Here is a 17003-nt window from a genome sequence, read left to right as displayed (position 1 = left end):
ACCTTTTTTCCGGCCCGTGATCCGGCCCGCGAGGCGGGCCGGAGCGCTGTGTTATCCTCGGGCCGCAGCACCTGAACGCGTCATGCCACGGCGAGCTTTCGGCCGGCGCGTTCGAGACACCAGCACCATTTGGGCACAGGCATGAGCGACGACCGACAGGGCCGCAGCACCGGCGACAGCAACAAGATCCTTTACTGCTCGTTCTGCGGGAAAAGCCAGCACGAGGTCCGCAAGCTCATCGCGGGCCCGAGCGTGTTCATCTGCGACGAATGCGTCGAGCTGTGCAACGACATCATCCGCGAGGAGCTCGAGGAAAAGGCCCAGTCGGCCCGCAGCCACCTGCCCAAGCCGCGCGAGATCCTCGAGGTCCTGGACCAGTACGTGATCGGCCAGCAGCGCGCCAAGCGCACGCTCGCGGTGGCCGTGTACAACCATTACAAGCGCATCGAGAGCCGCCAGAAGAACGACGACGTCGAACTGGCGAAGTCGAACATCCTGCTGGTCGGGCCGACGGGTTCGGGCAAGACGCTGCTGGCCGAAACGCTGGCGCGCCTGCTCAATGTGCCGTTCACCATTGCCGATGCCACCACGCTGACCGAAGCCGGCTACGTCGGCGAGGACGTGGAAAACATCATCCAGAAGCTGCTGCAGAAGTGCGACTACGACGTCGAGAAGGCGCAGCAGGGCATCGTCTACATCGACGAAATCGACAAGATCTCGCGCAAGAGCGACAACCCGTCGATCACGCGCGACGTGTCGGGCGAGGGCGTGCAGCAGGCGCTGCTGAAGCTCATCGAAGGCACCGTCGCCAGCGTCCCGCCGCAGGGCGGCCGCAAGCACCCGCAGCAGGAATTCCTGCAGGTGGACACGCGCAACATCCTGTTCGTCGTCGGCGGCGCGTTCGCCGGCCTGGACAAGATCATCCAGCAGCGAAGCACCGAGGCCGGCGGCATCGGCTTCGGCGCGAAGGTGAAGAGCAGCGAGCGCAAGAACGACGTCGGCAAGCTGCTGGCGGACGTGGAGCCGGAAGACCTGATCAAGTTCGGCCTGATCCCGGAGTTCGTCGGCCGCCTGCCGGTCGTCGCGACGCTGGAGGAGCTGGACGAGGCCGCGCTGGTCAAGATCCTGACCGAGCCGAAGAACGCGATCACCAAGCAGTTCAAGAAGCTGTTCGAGATGGAGAGCGTCGAGCTGGAGTTCCGCCCGGACGCCCTGGCGGCGATCGCCCGCAAGGCGCTCAAGCGCAAGACCGGTGCGCGCGGCCTGCGCACCATCGTCGAGTCGGTCCTGCTGGACACGATGTACGAGCTGCCGTCGCTGGAGAACGTCTCCAAGGTGGTCGTGGACGAGTCGGTCATCGATCACAAGACCGAGCCGTACCTGATCTACCAGACCCCGCCGGCCGCCCCCAAGGTCGCCTCCGCCGACTGACGGCGACGTGACCGGCGTCCCGCCTCCGACATCTCGGAGGCCGGGCTAAACGTCTGATTCGCAACGGATAAATGCTCCCGGCCCGCAGCATAGCCTGCGGGCCGCTTGCATCCGTTCGCGCCGGACCCCATAACCGTCGCCATGGGCGAAGCGCGCCCACGAAGTCCCCGGGCGGCTCTCGCCCGCACCCGTATTCCGGAGTCCCTCCATGGCCGTATCAACCGAGCACGAGACGCTCACCCTCCCGGTCCTGCCGCTGCGCGACGTCGTCGTGTTCCCGCACATGGTGATCCCGCTGTTCGTCGGTCGGGACAAGTCGATCCACGCGCTCGACCTCGCCATGGAGAGCGACAAGCGCATCCTGCTGGTCGCCCAGAAGTCCGCCGAGACCGACGATCCGGGCGCCGAGGACCTCTACCAGGTCGGCACGCTCGCCCAGGTCCTGCAACTGCTGAAGCTCCCCGACGGCACCATCAAGGTGCTGGTCGAGGGCGTGTCGCGCGTGAACGTCCATGACGTCACCGAGCGCGGCGGCGCCCTGAGCGGCCAGGCAGAAGTCGTCGAGCCCGAGAGCGATCGCGAGGAGCGCGAGATCGAGGCAATCGCGCGCTCGCTGATGGGCCTGTTCGAGCAGTACGTGAAGACCAACCGCAAGCTTCCGCCGGAGCTGATGCAGACGCTGTCGGGCATCGACGAGCCCGGCCGCCTCGCCGACACCATCGCCGCGCACCTGGGCGTGCGCATCGGCGACAAGCAGAAGCTGCTGGAGACGCATGGCGTCGGTTCGCGCCTGGAACTGCTCGTCGGCCTGGTCGACGGCGAAATCGACGTGCAGCAGCTGGAAAAGCGCATCCGCGGCCGCGTGAAGTCGCAGATGGAGAAGAGCCAGCGCGAGTACTACCTCAACGAGCAGATGAAGGCGATCCAGAAGGAGCTCGGCGAGATCGACGATGCGCCCAACGACATCGACGAGCTGACCCGCAAGATCGCCGAGGCCGGCATGCCCAAGCCGGTCGAAGCCAAGGCCAAGGCCGAGCTCAACAAGCTCAAGCAGATGTCGCCGATGTCGGCCGAAGCGGCGGTCGTGCGAAATTATCTCGACTGGCTGCTGGGCGTGCCGTGGAAGAAGCGCACCAAGGTGCGCAAGGACCTCAAGGCCGCGCAGGACGTGCTCGATGCCGACCACTTCGGCCTGGAGAAGGTCAAGGACCGCATCCTCGAATACCTCGCCGTGCAGTCGCGCGTGAAGCAGATGAAGGGCCCGATCCTGTGCCTGGTCGGACCGCCGGGCGTGGGCAAGACCTCGCTGGGCCAGTCGATCGCCAAGGCGACGAATCGCAAGTTCGTTCGCATGTCGCTGGGCGGCGTGCGCGACGAGGCCGAGATCCGGGGCCATCGCCGCACCTACGTCGGTTCGATGCCGGGTCGCATCGTGCAGAACCTCAACAAGGTCGGCAGCAAGAACCCGCTGTTCGTGCTCGACGAGATCGACAAGATGTCGATGGACTTCCGCGGCGATCCGTCCTCGGCGCTGCTGGAAGTGCTCGACCCCGAGCAGAACAACGCCTTCAACGACCATTACCTGGAGGTCGACCTCGACCTGTCCGAAGTGATGTTCGTCGCGACCTCCAACTCGCTCAACATCCCCGGCCCGCTGCTGGACCGCATGGAAGTGATCCGCATCCCGGGTTACACCGAGGAGGAGAAGCTCAACATCGCGATGCGTTACCTGCTGCCCAAGCAGATCAAGGGCAACGGCCTGAAGCCGGAAGAGCTGAAGGTCGCCGAGAGCGCCGTGCGCGACATCGTTCGCTATTACACGCGCGAGTCGGGCGTGCGTTCGCTCGAGCGCGAGATCGCCAAGATCTGCCGCAAGGTGGTGAAGGAAATCGCGCTGGCCGGCCCGTCGAAGAAGGGCGCGAAGAAGAACGTCGTCAACGTCACCTCCAAGAACCTCGACAAGTACCTGGGCGTGCGTCGTTACGACTTCGGCCGTGCCGAAGAGCAGAACGAAGTCGGCCTCGTCACGGGCCTGGCGTGGACGGAAGTCGGCGGCGACCTGCTGCAGATCGAATCCACGCTGGTGCCGGGCAAGGGCCAGCTGCTGCTCACCGGCCAGCTGGGCGACGTGATGAAGGAATCGGCATCGGCCGCGCTGTCGGTCGTGCGTGCGCGCACGGAGCAGCTCGGCATCGACCTCGACTTCCTGCAGAAGCACGACGTGCACGTGCACGTGCCCGAAGGCGCCACGCCGAAGGATGGCCCGAGCGCCGGCATCGCGATGGCGACCGCGCTGGTGTCGATGCTCACGCGCAACCCGGTGAAGGCCGACGTGGCGATGACGGGCGAGATCACCCTGCGTGGCCGCGTCCTGCCGATCGGCGGCCTGAAGGAAAAGCTGCTGGCGGCGCTGCGTGGCGGCATCCGCACCGTGATCATCCCGGAGGAGAACCGCAAGGATCTCGCCGACCTTCCGAAGACCGTGACGCAGGGATTGAAGATCATCCCGGTGAAGTGGATCGACGAAGTGCTCGGCCTCGCGCTCGAACGCGCACCGACGCCGGCGCCCGCATCGGCGCCGAGCGAAGGCGAAGTGGCGGTGCGCGATGGTTCGAAAACGATCGCGCAGACCGACGTCAAGCACTGATCCGCACCGCTCATCGGACGATGCGTAAAACCGCTGGAAGCCGCGCCACGCTTGGCTTTCACGCTTGCGACCCCAAAATGCCGCTGGTATAACGGCTGCGGACCGCGCACGCCATTGCGATGCAATGGCGGTGCGGCGAAAGACGATCGGGGGAATCGCCTTCGATTACATGCTGCTCTTACAACATGCGGCATTCATCCGCAGAGGGAGTCAATCCGAATGAACAAGGCTGAGTTTGTCGGCGCCGTCGCCGAAGCTGCCGAGCTGTCCAAGACCGACGCCGCGAACGCCGTCGACGCCATGATCAACGTGGTCACCAAGGCGCTGAAGAAGGGCGACACGGTGACGCTGGTCGGCTTCGGCACCTTCCAGGTCCGCAAGCGCGCCGCCCGCCAGGGCCGCAATCCGAAGACCGGCGAGACCATCAAGATCAAGGCGTCGAAGAATCCTTCGTTCAAGGCTGGCAAGGCGCTGAAGGATGCCGTAAACTAATCAACTCGCCGCCGATGTCTGAACGAATCGGTTAGCACCGCCGGGGTTTCGGCCCTCAGGCAGCAGTGCAAACGGGTGCTTAGCTCAGCGGTAGAGCGTCTCCTTTACACGGAGAGGGTCGGGGGTTCGAAACCCTCAGCACCCACCATCAAGCATCCAGCGGTGGTTGTAACGAGTTTTGAAGCATGCGGAGTGGTAGTTCAGTCGGTTAGAATGCTGGCCTGTCACGCCGGAGGTCGCGGGTTCGAGTCCCGTCCACTCCGCCAGTCTTCACAAGGGCGCCGGAAACGGCGCCTTTGTTTTATAATTAGTGAGAGGATCGAAAACGCGGCTCGCCGCGTCAGGATCCGGGGGCGAAAGCCCGAAGGTTCAAGGAAGCGGAGTGGTAGTTCAGTCGGTTAGAATGCTGGCCTGTCACGCCGGAGGTCGCGGGTTCGAGTCCCGTCCACTCCGCCAGTTTTGAGTCGAAAGGCGCCGGAAACGGCGCCTTTTGTTTTTTCTCCGCCTCCGCGTTTGCTCCTCCCCTTCGGGCAGGGAGGCTGGAGGGCGCCGCTTCCGGTAGCCATCGAATTTCCGCGCCCCCGCCCCGAGAAGCCCCCGGGCCGCGCTAAACTGTCCGGCTTACGACTGAACGCGTCCCGGACATGCTGCAGAAACTTCGCGAAAAGACCTCGGGCTGGATCGCCACCGTGATCCTGGGCCTGTTGATCATTCCCTTCGCCTTCGTCGGCATCGAGCAGTACCTCGGCCAGCGCACCGACAACTCGGTCGCGCGCATCGACGCACCGCCGACCTGGTGGCCGTCCGCGCCGGCGTGGTGGCCGGTGTCGGTGTTCTGGACGCACGAGAAGATCACCTCCGACGAGTTCCGCGCCCGTTTCGAACAGGAACGCATGCAGCGCCGCGCGCAGCAGGGCGAAGCCTTCGACGCGCGCGCCTTCGAGAGCGTGGACAACAAGCGCGCCGTGCTGGAAACGCTGATCGACGCGCGCGTGCAGCAGATCGCCGCGCAGCGCCACGGCCTCGCGGTGAGCGATGCGATGGTGCAGAAGGCGCTCATGGAAGTGCCCGGCTTCCAGGTGGACGGCAAGTTCAACTACGACCGTTACAAGCTCGCGCTCGCCTCGCTGACGCCGCCGCAGAGCGAGCGCCAGTTCGAAGCGACCGTGCGCGACGACCTGCAGCGTTCGATGCTCGCGGTGGGCGTGGGCAGCAGCAACTTCGTCACCAGCGCCGAGATGGATCGCCTGCTGCGCCTGATGGGCGAACGCCGCGACGTGTCGCTGGTGCTGCTCCCGCCGCCAGCGCCGGACACCGCCGAGGTGAGCGCCGCCGAAATCCAGAAGTGGTACGACGAACACGCCGCGCAGTTCCGCGCGCCGGAGACGGTCGAGATCGAATACGTCGAAGTCGACGCGAGCAAGCTCCCCGCCGCCGCACCGGCCGACGACGCCACGCTTCGCCAGCGCTACGAGCAGGAAAAGAACCGCTTCGTCGAAGCCGAGCAGCGCCTGGCTTCGCACATCCTGGTGCGCGTGGCCGAGAACGCCGACGCCGCCACGCAGAAGGCCGCCGAAGACAAGGCCAAGCGTCTGGCCGAACAGGCCAAGGCACCGGGCGCCGATTTCGCCGCGCTGGCCCGCGCCAACAGTGACGACACCGGTTCGCAGGCCACCGGCGGCGACCTGGGCTGGGTGGCGAAGGGCATGATGGTCGCGCCGTTCGAGGACGCGCTGTTCGCGATGAAGGCCGGTGACGTCAGCGGCCCGGTGAAGAGCGAGTTCGGCTGGCACGTGATCCAGCTGCGCGAAGTGCAGTCGGGTGCGCAACAGACCTTCGAGCAGGTGCGCGATGCGCTCGCCGCAGAGCAGGCCGAAGTCGATCGCGAGCGCACGGTGAGCGATTTCACCAGCCGCCTGGTCGACCTGACCCTGAAGAATCCGTCCTCGCTTGCGCCGGCCGCGCGCGAGATGAACCTGCCGCTGCAGAAGCTCGGCCCGTTCGCGCGCACCAACGCGCAGGGCATCGGCGCCAACCCGGCCGTGCAGCGCGTGGCGTTCTCGGAAGAAGCGATCCAGAGCGGCGCCATCAGCGATCCGATCGAACTCGAGCCCGGCCACACCGTGCTGATCCGCGTCACCGCGCATGCGCCGGAACGCGCCCAGCCGCTGGCGCAGGTGCGCGATCAGGTCATCGCCGCCGTGCGCGCCGATCGTGCCGCCAAGGCCGCCCGCAAGGAAGCCGAAGCGCTGGTCGCCCGCGTGAACAAGGGCGAGACGCTGGAAGCGATCGCCGCGTCGAAGCAGCTGCCGCCGCCGCAGGTCCTGCCGGGTGTGCCGCGCGGCGCGCCGGTACCGGAAGCTGCGGTGTCCGACGCGATCTTCGCCGTGCCGGCGCCGGGCGAGGGCAAGCTGTCGGCCGGCCAGGCCACGCTGTCGAACGGCGGCATCGCGTTGTTCGCGGTCAGCAAGGTCACGCCGGGCGACATCGCCAGCCTGCCGGCCGAACAGCGCACGATGCTGCAGCAGCAGGTCGCGCAGATCGGCGGCGGCGACGACGTGCGCGCGCTGGTCGACGCGCTGCGCAAGCGCGTGCGGATCAATGTGGTGGAACAGAATCTTTGAAGCTCGGGAACGAGCGAGAGGAGTGAGGAACGAGTAACGGTGTGAAGCGCTGGTTGTTCCTCCAACGAAAAAGCCCGGCGATTGCCGGGCTTTTTCGTTGCCGTTGAGGCGTCGTCTACCACAACGTCATCCGCCTTTGTAGCCCGGGTAAGCGAAGCGCACCCGGGTTGGAGAGGTGACCGCGTCCCCGGGTGCGCTTCGCTTACCCGGGCTACAACAACGGTGGTGTTTGACGTTCGAAACGTGCGAGTCCTTCGCCGTGCCTCAGGCCGCTTTCGGATCAACAACCACCGTCGCCAATGCATCGTCCACATAAGCGGCCGTGCGTTCGAACAGCCCGGACAACGCACCGGGGTGGACGTAGACGTGCTCGGGCGATTCGCTTCGTGCCCTTGCGAGCCGCGCCAGCAATCGAAGCTGATCGCGCGTGTGGATCAGGGATTCGTGCGCGGAACGGGGCAGCAGGTAGCCGCGGAACACGCGGGGATGGAGCGAGCATCTGTAGCCCGGGTAAGCGAAGCGCACCCGGGAACGCGACGGGCTCCCGGGTGCGCCTCGCTTACCCGGACTACAACCGTTGGGACCTGTTCGATCAGCAGGATGTGCTCAGGGACGGCGGTAATCCGTTCGACCAGCGGAAGGCGTTCACAGCATGCATCGCATGCGCGAGCGTAATCGCACGCCCCGACCTTCAACCACGCGACAATGACACGGCTCAGCAGCGTGCCTGCCCAAAAGGAAAAGCCCGGCGCGTGCCGGGCTTTCTCAGTCTCAACGGCGCGAACACATCACTCGCCGTGAATCCCCGTCATGCCGAGAATGTTGTAGCCCGCATCGACATACGTCACTTCACCCGTCACGCCCGCAGCCAGATCCGAGCACAGGAACGCCGCGACGTTGCCCACGTCCTCGATCGTGACCGTGCGGCGCAGCGGGGCGTTCTCTTCGACGTGGCCGAGGATCTTGCGGAAGCCCGCGATGCCGGCCGCAGCCAACGTCTTGATCGGGCCGGCGGAGATCGCGTTGACGCGCGTGCCTTCCGGGCCGAGGTTCAGCGCGAGGTAGCGCACCGACGCTTCCAGGCTCGCCTTCGCCACGCCCATGAGGTTGTAGTTGGCGAGCGCGCGCTCGGCGCCGAGGTAGCTCAGCGTGACGATCGAACCGTTGCGGCCCTTCATCATCGGGCGCGCGGCCTTGGCGAGCGCCGACAGCGAATACGCCGACACGTCGTGCGCGATGGCGAAGTTCTCGCGCGTCATGCCGTCGAGGAATTCACCGGCGATCGCTTCCCGCGGCGCGAAGGCGATGGCGTGCACGAGGATGTCGAAACCGTCGTTCCAGCGCTGGCCGAGCTGTTCGAAGCAGGCGGCGATCTGCGCGTCGTCGCTCACGTCCAGCGGGATCACGATGTCGCTGCCGTACTCGGCCGCCGCCGACTGCACGCGCGATTTCAGCTTCTCGTTCTGGTAGGTGAACGCCAGTTCCGCGCCCTCGCGGTGCATGGCCTCGGCGATGCCGCTGGCGATCGAGCGCTCGCTGGCGATGCCGGTGATCAGTGCACGCTTGCCTTGCAGAAAACCCATGAGCCGATTCCTTCTGTGATGCCGATACGGTGGGGACGACCGGTGTGCGGTCGCGCAAAGACGCAGTTTAGCCGCAGCCGGCGCCGCGTTGCCGCGATGCGGCGGCGTATGTCAGGGCGAGCCGGCCGCGGCTGGAAGCGCGGCGGACGTGCCGTCCAGCGCGTCGACGATCAGCGACTGGCCCGGGCGCAGTACCGACTTGAGCCCCAGGCCGTTGCGCTGCATCAGGTCGGCGACGGTGATGCGGTAACGACGCGCGATCGTCCACGCGCTCTCGCCCTTGGCCACGGTGTGGCGGCGCGGCGATGCGGCCGGCTTGGCTGCGGGCGCGGATTCGGTCTGCGTGGATTCGGCTGCAGCGATGGACTCGGCGTCGTCGCGCTCCATCGCGGATGACTGCGAAGCGGGCGAATCGACCTCGGCCACGCGTGCGTCGCCCACGTCGGCCACCGCGAGCAGGCGCGCCGGACGTCCCGCAGCCGCGCCGATGCGGCCGTCCGCGTACACCGGATTCCAGCGGCGGATCTGCTCGGCGCTCACGCCGGTGCGCGCCGCCCACTGATCCAGACGCTGCACGTCCTTCGGCAACGTCACCGCCTGCAGGCGCGGCACGGGGCGGTCGATCGCGCGCATCCATTCCTCGCGATCGTCGGCCTGCTCGATCAGGCACGACAGCGCATGCAGCTTGCGGACGTAGGCGGTGGTGATGTCGGACAGGCCGACGAGTTTCTCCGGCCGGGCGTTGCGGGCGGTCTGCCCGCTGCGCTTGAGCGCGCCCAGCACGCGGTATTCGCCCGCGTTGTAGGCCATCACCGCCAGTCGCCAGTCGCCGGCGAACATGCCGTGCAGCGTTTTCAGGTAGCGAACGGCGGCTTGCGTGGAATCGACGGGCGACAAGCGCCCGTCGTAGCCCTTGCGGATGGGCACGCCGTGGTTGCGCGCGGTGATCGCGATCATCTGCCACAGGCCGGCCGGACCGGCGGGGCTGCGCGCGCCCGGGCGATAGCCGCTTTCCACGAACGGGATCAGCGCGAATTCGGTCGGGATGTGGCTCTCGCGCAGCGCATCGACCACGTAGCCGAACAGCGGGAGCACGTCGTCGTCGCGGGAGGCGAGCCTCCGCGGCACGTGGGCGAAGTGCTGGCGCCAGCGCGGCGAGGTCGCATCGGCGTCGCATTCGGGTTCGGCCAGGCCGTCGCGGAAGCTGCGGTAGATCTCCAGGCCGTTGCGGACCGTCGGATCGGCCGGCGCGTCCTGCGGTTCGGGCGCCTTCGGGCCGGCGGAGGTTTCCTGCCCGGAAGCGGGCAGGGCGGTGATCAGGGCCAGGCAGCACAGGCCCAGCCGGCGGCGCCATCGATGGGCGGCCGTCACGCGACGAATCCGTCCTTCCAGCGCCGCAATGCGGCGAATGCGTCCACGTCGTCGGCCGGGTCGCGGCCGATCTCGCGCGCCAGCGAGGCGCGCACCTCCGGGCTGGCGACCCGCAGGAACGGATTGGCGGCGGTTTCCTCGGCCAGGGTACTGGGCAAGGTCGGGCGTCCGGTCGCGCGCATGGCCTGGGCCTCCTCAAAGCGGCGCCGCAGCGCCGGGTTGCCGGGTTCTACCACGCGGGCGAAGGCGGCGTTTGCGAGCGTGTACTCATGTCCGCAACAGACCCGGGTCCCGGGGGGGAGGCCGGCCAATCGGGACAAGGAGGCGTGCATCTGCTCCGGCGTGCCTTCGAACATCCGTCCGCAGCCCAGGCTGAACAGGGTGTCGCCGCAGAACAGCAGGTCGTGCCCGTGGTAGGCGACGTGGCTGCGGGTGTGGCCCGGCACGGCGAGGACGTCGAAGCGCCAGCCGGCCAGTTCGACCACTTCGCCATCGGCCACGCGCCGATAGCCGGAAGGAATGCGCTCGTCGTCCGGCGCGAACACCGGCAGCCCCGGCCAGCGCGCCAACAGGTCGGGCACGCCGCCGATGTGGTCGCCGTGGTGATGGGTGAGCAGGATGCCGGCCGGCTGCAGGCCGGCGTCGGCCGCCGCCAGGACCGGGCCGGCCTCGCTCGGATCGACGATCAGCGCTCGCGAGCCGTCGTCCGCGGCGAGGGTCCAGATGTAGTTGTCGCTCAGCGCGGGCAGTGGGGTGAGTTGCATGGTCTGTCCGGGGATGCACCCGAATGGCGAAGCGCTGTCGCACAATCGGGGTGTCGGCGCCCTCGGGGGCGCCCAGGAAACCGGCCCGACCATGCCCGCCGCCCACCCCCCGCGTCAATCAGAGATGTCCGGATCTGCGCTCGGCTGGTTCAGCAGCGAGGCAGGGCAGGGACTGCTCGCCGTGGAGGAAGCGGCGATGCTGCGCGTCCTCGCCGGCTGCCCGGCGGCGCCCTGGGCCTGGCTCGGCGTGGACGGCGCGCCCGCGCCGGAAGTCGGCGGACGCGGCCTTTTGTTGCGGCGGTTCGGCCTCGGGTTCCACGGTGCGGTGCGTTGCCGCCTGCCGCTGCCGGTGGCGAGCGAGGCGCTGGGCGCGGTGCTGCTCCAGCATGCGCTGGACGACGAGGTGCCGATCGACCCGCTGCTCGACGAATGCGCGCGCGTCCTCGCGCCGGGCGGAACGTTGTGGCTGGCGGTGCTCAACCCGTGGAGTCCGTACCGCCTGCGCTGGGCGCGCACCGGCCTGCGCGCGCGCGATCCGGGCGTGTGGCAGTCGGCGCTGCGGCGCGTGGGATTCGCGGCCGACACGGTGAGCCTGCAATGGCTCGGCCCGCACTGGCGCGTGGCGCATGGCGAAGTCGGCGTCGGTGCGTCCGATCGGTTGCGCGCCGGCGTGGCGCTCACGGTCAACAAGCGCGTGCATGCGTTGATCCCGCCCAAGCCGCTGCGCGGGTTGCGTTGGCAGGCGGGCAGCACGCGATCCCACCTCGTGCGACGGCAGCCGGCGATAATGGATGTATGAATCGCGCCGATCCGACGTCTTCCGAACCTTCCCGCAAACAGATCGAAGCCCACACCGACGGCGCCTGCCTGGGCAATCCCGGTCCGGGCGGCTGGGCCGCGCTGCTGCGCTATCGCGGCCACGAGCGCGAACTCGCCGGCGGCGAGGCCGACACCACCAACAACCGCATGGAGCTGATGGCCGCGATCATGGCGCTGGAAGCGCTGAGCGAGCCGTGCACCGTCGTGCTGCACACCGACTCGCAGTACGTGCGCCAGGGCATCACCGAGTGGATCAACAACTGGGTGCGCCGCGGCTGGAAGACCGCCGGCGGCGACCCGGTGAAGAACCGCGACCTGTGGGAGCGCCTGCACAAGGCGACGCTCCGCCATAGCATCGAGTGGAAGTGGGTGAAGGGCCATTCCGGCGATCCCGACAACGAACGCGTCGACGTCCTCGCTCGCGCCCAGGCGCAACTGCTGCGCGCGGCGGCGGCCGTACGCTGACCTCCACGGACGAACATGTGAGAATGCAGCCGATGCGGCAGATCATCCTCGACACCGAAACCACCGGCCTGAGTTGGGAACGCGGCAACCGCGTGGTCGAAATCGGCTGCGTCGAATACATCGAACGCCGTCCCAGCGGTCGCACCTTCCACGTCTACCTCAAGCCCGACTGCGATTTCGAGCAGGGCGCGCAGGAAGTGACGGGGCTGACGCTGGAATTCCTCGCCGACAAGCCGGAGTTCGCGCAGGTCGCCGAGGAATTCCTCGCCTTCATCGACGGCGCCGAGCTGATCATCCACAACGCGGCGTTCGACCTGGGCTTCCTCGACAACGAACTGCGCCTGCTGGGCGAGCAGTACGGCCGCATCACCGACCGCTGTCGCGTCGAGGACACGCTGCTGCTCGCGCGCCAGCGGTTCCCCGGCCAGCGCAATTCGCTCGACGCGCTGTGCAAGCGCCTGGGCGTGGACAACTCTCACCGCCAGCTGCACGGCGCACTGCTCGACGCGCAGATCCTGGGCGACGTGTACCTGGCGCTGACCTCGGGTCAGGAGGAAATCGGCTTCGCGGTCGAGGCGTCGGCGAGCGCGGTGCAGACCGTGCATTTCCGCACCGATCCGGCCGCCGCGCGCCCGCGCGTGCAGGTCGGCGCGGAGGAACTTGCCGCCCACGAGGCGCGGCTGGAGAAGCTGCGCAAGAAGGCCGGCAAGGCGGTGTGGGATCAGTTCAACGTGGTCGAAGCGGTGGCGGAGCAGGAGCTGGCGACGGCGTAGCAAGCCCCGTCATTCCAGCGAAAGCTGGAACCCGTTTTGACTCTGGTATCGCCATCGATCCGCAGCGCGCGAGTGCATCGCGAACGCCGGCCGCATCGCACGCCCCGACCCTCACCCCAACCCTCTTCCGTAGGGAGGGCGGGTCGAAGCAGGGCTCAACGGCCTCAGTGATTCCGAACCAGGATCACCGTGACGTTGTCCGACCCGCCACCATCCAGCGCGGCGGCGACCAGCGTGTCGACGCATTCCTGCGCGCTGCAGTCGGACTGGCCGAGCACGCGCGCGATGCCGCGATCGTCGACTTCCTCGGTCAGCCCATCGCTGCACAGCAGCAGCTGCATGCCCGGCTTGAGTTCGCCGGTCATGGTTTCGACGTTGAGGTTGCGCGGATCGGTCACACCCAGCGCCTGGGTGACGACATTGCGATGGGGATGGCTGCGCGCCTGTTCCTGCGTGATCGCGCCATTGGCGATCAGCTCCTGCACGTAGCTGTGATCCTGCGACAGTTGCGCCAGATGGCCGTCGCGCCACAGATAGACGCGGCTGTCGCCCACCCAGGCCACTTCGAACCGGTTGCCGGTGATTCGCGCGGCGACCACGGTCGTGCCCATCGGCAGCGCGTCGTTGCGGCGCTTGGACGTGCGGATGATTTCCTCGTCGGCGATGCGGATCGCCTGCGCGAGCGGCGTGCCGTCGCGGATCTCGCGGACGATGGTTTCGCGGGCCAGCGCGCTGGCGACCTCGCCGTATTCGTGCCCCCCCATGCCATCGGCCACCAGCCATAGGCCGAGCTCGCCGTCACCGTAGTAGGTGTCTTCATTCAGCTCGCGGCGCAGGCCGACGTGCGTGAGGTGTCCGAATTCGATCATGCGTCCGTGGATTCGGTCGTCGGGGGTCTTTCAGGCGGTAACGGAATGATCGGGGCGCGGCGGCCGGGTGGCAAGGCGCGCGGTTAAGGTTCTCGTTGTGGCGGGAACAGGCAAAGCCGGAAGCGCCGGCGGATTTTCTTCGTGCGGTGGGACCGCTTGCCGGCCGCACCTCGCCCCCGTAGAATGACCGGCTCACTGCACCCGGAGAGGTGGCAGAGTGGTTGAATGTACCTGACTCGAAATCAGGCGTACGTTTATAGCGTACCGAGGGTTCGAATCCCTCCCTCTCCGCCAGATACGAAGACGACGCCCCCGCAAGGGGGCGTTTTCTTTTGTGCGTCGCGAAGGACGGCGAGTCGCATGGACAGGCCGGCTACACTGTAGGCCCCTGAATGAACGGCCTCGTCATGTCCGAAATCCTCGTCCCGGTCTCTTTTGGCGAACTGCTCGACAAGATCGCGATCCTGCAGATCAAGTCCGAGCGGATGACCGATCCGGTCAAGCTGGAGAACGTCCGCAACGAGTTGTCCGCGCTGGAGAAGACGTGGATGGCGCATCCGGCCGCCGGCAACGACATCGCCCGCCTGCGCGCCGACCTGAAGGCCGTCAACGAGCGTCTGTGGGTGATCGAGGACGACATCCGCATCAAGGAGAAGGCGCAGGCCTTCGACGAGGAATTCGTCCGACTGGCGCGCAGCGTGTACTTCGAGAACGACGAGCGCGCGCGCATCAAGAAGGAAATCAACCTGGCGCTGGGCTCGGCGTATGTCGAGGAGAAGTCGTACCAGGATTACAGGACGGGCAATACGCCGTAAGACGGCGTCGTCGCATCTCCGATCGGTCTCCCGGCGTTCGCCGGGATGACGGACACGAGGCGGCAGCGCCGCTCAAACTTGCCGAAGCGGGTCGCGCGGACGAGGTTCGAACCTGCGTCTCGCTTACCTCGTCAACGCGTAAACCGCCACCGCGAACCCCAGCGCCGCCGCCGTCGCCGCCACGCCCGCCACCCACTGCATCACGTGCAGGCGTCGCTCGTGTTCGGCCTGCTGCCGTCGCAGTTCGACCAGCGTGGACTCCAGCTGCGCGGACGCCTGCTTCAGCGCCGACAGCGTCTGCTCCATCTCGCCGGCGAGCGTCTTGATCGCCTGGTCGTTGTGATCGACCGCGTCCTGCAGTTCGCGGATCTGCTGCGGGATCTGCGACGGCTCGCGACTGCGGGTGAACATGGGGCGCGCGGCGCGGATGAGTTCCGGCAGCAGCGGCGCGACGACGGTGAACCAGGCGGCCATCAAACGTTCTCCTGCGACGACGGTGTCGGGTGATCGGCGCAGTAACGCTCGAACGCGGCGATGGCGTCGTCGACGGTGATCAGGTCCATCACGCCGGCATGCTCGATCTTCGTGCCCCAGCGCAATTCGGATGCGGGTTTCCCCAGGTATTTGCGCGCGGCATCGTCGTAGCGGTCCACGCAGTAGCGGCGATCGCTGTACGGACCGCTGCGCGCGGGATTGCTCGCCGCGTGCAGCCCCAGCACCTTGGTGCCCATCGCATTGGCGATGTGCATCGGGCCGGAGTCGGGCGTCATCAGCAGTTGTCCGCGTTCGAGCAGCGCGGGCAGTTGCTTGAGCGTGTCCTTGCCGATGAGGTCCAGCGCCGGATGCGTCATCGAAGCGAGGATCGCATCGCCGGTGGCGCGTTCGAGTTCGCTGCGACCGCCGCACAACACGACGCGCCAGCCGCGCCCGGCGGCGTGATCGGCAAGCACCGCGAGCCGCTCGGCCGGCCAGTTGCGCAGCTCATGGCTCGAACACGGGGAAATGAGCAAAGTCGGCACAGCGGCCTGCGGCCACTGGGCACGTGCCCATTCGCGGGCGTCGTCGGGCACCGGAAGATCCCATCGCACATTGTCCTGACGCAGGCCCAGCGGCTCGCAGAAGCTGCCGATGGCATCGAGCACGTGGATGCCCGGACGATCGGGAATGCGCTCGTTGACGAACACCCCGTGCAGATCCTTCGAACGTGAGCGGTCGTAGCCTACGCGCCGGCGCGCCGGGATGAAGGCCGACAGCAGGTTCGCGCGCGCGGCGACCTGCATCTGCAGCAGCACGTCGAAGCGGCGTGCCACGCCCAGGCGTTCGCGCAATTCGCCGCGCAGCGCGCGCATGCCGGCCAGGCCGGTCTTCTTGTCGTACTCGACGAACTCCACGCCGGGCAGGCCGGCGAGCAGGCGGTGCTCGCCCTTGCCGATCACCCAGGTCAGGGACACCTGCGGCCACGCGGCCTGCAGCGTGCGCACCAGGGGCACGACGTGGGTCACGTCGCCCAGGGCGGACAGGCGCAGCAGGCAGATCGAAGCGGGCGCCGGGGGCGCGTTGGAGGAGGCAGCGGACACGTGAATTGCTAGACTCGCGCGAATGACGGGGTTCGATGCTGCCGAAGAGTTGACGCCGTTCCGCGACGACAGCGGGTACGGAGCCATTCTGTTCGACCGAAACCGGGTGCGGCAAGCGAGCCCGGAATGGTTCATGCCGTCGTTCTGGCAGCAACGCGCACGCCCGGTGGAAAGCGGCGGCCGGGGCGGCGCATGGTTCGTCGACGCCCCGTTCGGCCCGGCCCTGTTGCGCCGCTACCTGCGCGGCGGGCTGGTGGCGAAGGTCAGCCGCGACCGCTACTGGTGGCGCGGCGCGGCCAGCACGCGCAGCTTCGCCGAGTTCCGCCTGACCCGCGCCATGGCCGACAAGGGCGTGCCCGTGCCCCGGCCCATCGCGGCCTGCTACCGGCGCGATGGCCTGTTCTATCGCTGCGCGATCCTGCTCGAACGCCTCGACGACGTGCGCTCGCTCGCCGATCGCGCCGCCGTGGCCGGCGACGGCGCGCCCTGGGAAGAGGCCGGCCGGCTGATCGCCCGCGCCCATCGCGCGGGGCTGGATCACGCCGACCTCAACGCCCACAACCTGTTGTTCACCACGACCGGGCGAGGCTGGATCATCGACCTCGACCGCGGTCGCGTCCGCATCCCCGCCACCGGCTGGCGCGAGCGCAATCTCGCGCGACTCAAGCGCTCGCTGCTGAAGCTGCGCGGGAAGCGCGCCACCGCGGACGTCGAGCGCGATTACGCCCGCCTGCGCGCGGCGTACGATCGGGCCTGGGAACGAGGCTACTGAG

The 17003-nt window shown here is 67.7% G+C and carries 16 protein-coding genes and 4 tRNA genes; 13 read left to right on the top strand and 7 right to left on the bottom strand.

Annotated elements, in window-relative coordinates; all coding sequences use genetic code 11:
- Positions 1 to 141 precede the first annotated feature (141 nt).
- The 7 genes from clpX to AC3ANK_RS12510 all read left to right on the top strand — a co-directional run bounded on the left by clpX (position 142) and on the right by AC3ANK_RS12510 (position 7194).
- On the top strand, positions 142 to 1431 hold the full coding sequence (gene clpX, locus AC3ANK_RS12540) for an ATP-dependent Clp protease ATP-binding subunit ClpX (RefSeq protein ID WP_484171339.1): 1290 nt from the start codon (positions 142 to 144) through the stop codon (positions 1429 to 1431).
- A gap of 208 nt (positions 1432 to 1639) precedes the next feature.
- Positions 1640 to 4078 carry an endopeptidase La gene (lon, locus tag AC3ANK_RS12535; protein ID WP_206861110.1) on the top strand — a complete coding sequence of 813 codons (2439 nt, stop codon included), beginning with the start codon at positions 1640 to 1642 and terminating at the stop codon, positions 4076 to 4078.
- Between the two features lie 219 nt (positions 4079 to 4297).
- Complete coding sequence (locus AC3ANK_RS12530; RefSeq protein ID WP_115842926.1) at positions 4298 to 4570, top strand: HU family DNA-binding protein; 273 nt, start codon at positions 4298 to 4300, stop codon at positions 4568 to 4570.
- 73 nt (positions 4571 to 4643) lie between these two features.
- Positions 4644 to 4718: transfer RNA gene (locus AC3ANK_RS12525), tRNA-Val, on the top strand.
- Positions 4719 to 4759: 41 nt separating this feature from the next.
- A tRNA-Asp gene (locus AC3ANK_RS12520) sits at positions 4760 to 4836 on the top strand.
- A gap of 113 nt (positions 4837 to 4949) precedes the next feature.
- A tRNA-Asp gene (locus tag AC3ANK_RS12515) sits at positions 4950 to 5026 on the top strand.
- A gap of 188 nt (positions 5027 to 5214) precedes the next feature.
- Positions 5215 to 7194 (top strand): peptidyl-prolyl cis-trans isomerase, encoded by a 1980-nt coding sequence (locus tag AC3ANK_RS12510; RefSeq protein ID WP_206861109.1) that lies wholly within the window; start codon positions 5215 to 5217, stop codon positions 7192 to 7194.
- Positions 7195 to 7458: 264 nt separating this feature from the next.
- Here the strand turns inward: AC3ANK_RS12510 and AC3ANK_RS12505 are convergent, their stop codons facing one another.
- From AC3ANK_RS12505 to gloB, 4 genes are all read right to left on the bottom strand, one after another.
- Positions 7459 to 7674 (bottom strand): XAC0095 family protein, encoded by a 216-nt coding sequence (locus AC3ANK_RS12505; RefSeq protein WP_484171338.1) that lies wholly within the window; start codon positions 7672 to 7674, stop codon positions 7459 to 7461.
- A 308-nt stretch (positions 7675 to 7982) separates the two neighbouring features.
- Positions 7983 to 8777: an enoyl-ACP reductase FabI gene (locus AC3ANK_RS12500; protein ID WP_206861107.1), complete on the bottom strand. Its 795-nt coding sequence runs from the start codon at positions 8775 to 8777 to the stop codon at positions 7983 to 7985.
- A 111-nt stretch (positions 8778 to 8888) separates the two neighbouring features.
- The gene (locus AC3ANK_RS12495; RefSeq protein WP_484171337.1) at positions 8889 to 10148 is read right to left on the bottom strand and encodes a lytic transglycosylase domain-containing protein; all 1260 of its coding nucleotides are present in this window, start codon (positions 10146 to 10148) and stop codon (positions 8889 to 8891) included.
- Entirely contained in the window at positions 10145 to 10912 is a 768-nt protein-coding gene (gloB, locus tag AC3ANK_RS12490; RefSeq protein WP_484171336.1) for a hydroxyacylglutathione hydrolase, read from the bottom strand. Before gloB ends, AC3ANK_RS12495 begins: the two co-directional genes overlap by 4 nt.
- 124 nt (positions 10913 to 11036) lie before the next feature.
- Between gloB and AC3ANK_RS12485 the strand changes: the two genes are divergently transcribed.
- The 3 genes from AC3ANK_RS12485 to dnaQ are packed head-to-tail and all read left to right on the top strand — an operon-like array spanning position 11037 to position 12969.
- On the top strand, positions 11037 to 11711 hold the full coding sequence (locus tag AC3ANK_RS12485) for a class I SAM-dependent methyltransferase (protein WP_206861105.1): 675 nt from the start codon (positions 11037 to 11039) through the stop codon (positions 11709 to 11711).
- Complete coding sequence (gene rnhA, locus AC3ANK_RS12480; protein WP_206861104.1) at positions 11708 to 12196, top strand: ribonuclease HI; 489 nt, start codon at positions 11708 to 11710, stop codon at positions 12194 to 12196. The genes AC3ANK_RS12485 and rnhA overlap by 4 nt, the downstream gene beginning before the upstream one ends.
- Before the next feature lie 32 nt (positions 12197 to 12228).
- Entirely contained in the window at positions 12229 to 12969 is a 741-nt protein-coding gene (dnaQ, locus tag AC3ANK_RS12475) for a DNA polymerase III subunit epsilon (RefSeq protein WP_484171335.1), read from the top strand.
- A gap of 164 nt (positions 12970 to 13133) precedes the next feature.
- On the opposite strand, the gene AC3ANK_RS12470 is transcribed toward dnaQ, so the two are convergent.
- Complete coding sequence (locus tag AC3ANK_RS12470) at positions 13134 to 13838, bottom strand: PP2C family protein-serine/threonine phosphatase (protein ID WP_206861102.1); 705 nt, start codon at positions 13836 to 13838, stop codon at positions 13134 to 13136.
- Positions 13839 to 14041: 203 nt separating this feature from the next.
- Here AC3ANK_RS12470 and AC3ANK_RS12465 point away from each other — a divergent pair.
- A tRNA-Ser gene (locus AC3ANK_RS12465) sits at positions 14042 to 14132 on the top strand.
- 113 nt (positions 14133 to 14245) lie between these two features.
- Entirely contained in the window at positions 14246 to 14653 is a 408-nt protein-coding gene (locus AC3ANK_RS12460) for a DUF6165 family protein (protein WP_484171334.1), read from the top strand.
- A 123-nt stretch (positions 14654 to 14776) separates the two neighbouring features.
- Here AC3ANK_RS12460 and AC3ANK_RS12455 read toward each other — a convergent pair whose 3' ends face one another.
- A complete protein-coding gene (locus AC3ANK_RS12455) occupies positions 14777 to 15127 on the bottom strand; it encodes a hypothetical protein (protein WP_484171333.1) in 351 nt (116 codons plus the stop codon).
- Positions 15127 to 16230: a glycosyltransferase family 9 protein gene (locus AC3ANK_RS12450; RefSeq protein WP_484171332.1), complete on the bottom strand. Its 1104-nt coding sequence runs from the start codon at positions 16228 to 16230 to the stop codon at positions 15127 to 15129. The genes AC3ANK_RS12455 and AC3ANK_RS12450 overlap by 1 nt, the downstream gene beginning before the upstream one ends.
- 22 nt (positions 16231 to 16252) lie before the next feature.
- Here AC3ANK_RS12450 and AC3ANK_RS12445 point away from each other — a divergent pair, with 22 nt between their 5' ends.
- Positions 16253 to 17002, top strand: coding sequence for a 3-deoxy-D-manno-octulosonic acid kinase (locus tag AC3ANK_RS12445; protein ID WP_484171331.1), 750 nt, complete (start codon positions 16253 to 16255; stop codon positions 17000 to 17002).
- Position 17003 lies beyond the last annotated feature (1 nt).

The organism is Lysobacter sp. SCRH-1R, from assembly GCF_057747855.1.
Note: the sequence above shows the minus strand (reverse complement) of the source record. Positions and strands in the feature narration are given on the sequence as shown.

What these genes read in the sequence shown, in the direction of transcription:
- clpX (WP_484171339.1), top strand. Translation starts at nt 142, where the DNA reads ATGAGCGACGACCGACAGGGCCGCAGCACCGGCGACAGCAACAAGATC.
- lon (WP_206861110.1), top strand. Translation starts at nt 1,640, where the DNA reads ATGGCCGTATCAACCGAGCACGAGACGCTCACCCTCCCGGTCCTGCCG.
- AC3ANK_RS12530 (WP_115842926.1), top strand. Translation starts at nt 4,298, where the DNA reads ATGAACAAGGCTGAGTTTGTCGGCGCCGTCGCCGAAGCTGCCGAGCTG.
- AC3ANK_RS12510 (WP_206861109.1), top strand. Translation starts at nt 5,215, where the DNA reads ATGCTGCAGAAACTTCGCGAAAAGACCTCGGGCTGGATCGCCACCGTG.
- AC3ANK_RS12500 (WP_206861107.1), bottom strand. Translation starts at nt 8,777, where the DNA reads ATGGGTTTTCTGCAAGGCAAGCGTGCACTGATCACCGGCATCGCCAGC.
- gloB (WP_484171336.1), bottom strand. Translation starts at nt 10,912, where the DNA reads ATGCAACTCACCCCACTGCCCGCGCTGAGCGACAACTACATCTGGACC.
- AC3ANK_RS12485 (WP_206861105.1), top strand. Translation starts at nt 11,037, where the DNA reads ATGTCCGGATCTGCGCTCGGCTGGTTCAGCAGCGAGGCAGGGCAGGGA.
- rnhA (WP_206861104.1), top strand. Translation starts at nt 11,708, where the DNA reads ATGAATCGCGCCGATCCGACGTCTTCCGAACCTTCCCGCAAACAGATC.
- dnaQ (WP_484171335.1), top strand. Translation starts at nt 12,229, where the DNA reads ATGCGGCAGATCATCCTCGACACCGAAACCACCGGCCTGAGTTGGGAA.
- AC3ANK_RS12470 (WP_206861102.1), bottom strand. Translation starts at nt 13,838, where the DNA reads ATGATCGAATTCGGACACCTCACGCACGTCGGCCTGCGCCGCGAGCTG.
- AC3ANK_RS12460 (WP_484171334.1), top strand. Translation starts at nt 14,246, where the DNA reads ATGTCCGAAATCCTCGTCCCGGTCTCTTTTGGCGAACTGCTCGACAAG.
- AC3ANK_RS12455 (WP_484171333.1), bottom strand. Translation starts at nt 15,127, where the DNA reads ATGGCCGCCTGGTTCACCGTCGTCGCGCCGCTGCTGCCGGAACTCATC.
- AC3ANK_RS12445 (WP_484171331.1), top strand. Translation starts at nt 16,253, where the DNA reads ATGACGGGGTTCGATGCTGCCGAAGAGTTGACGCCGTTCCGCGACGAC.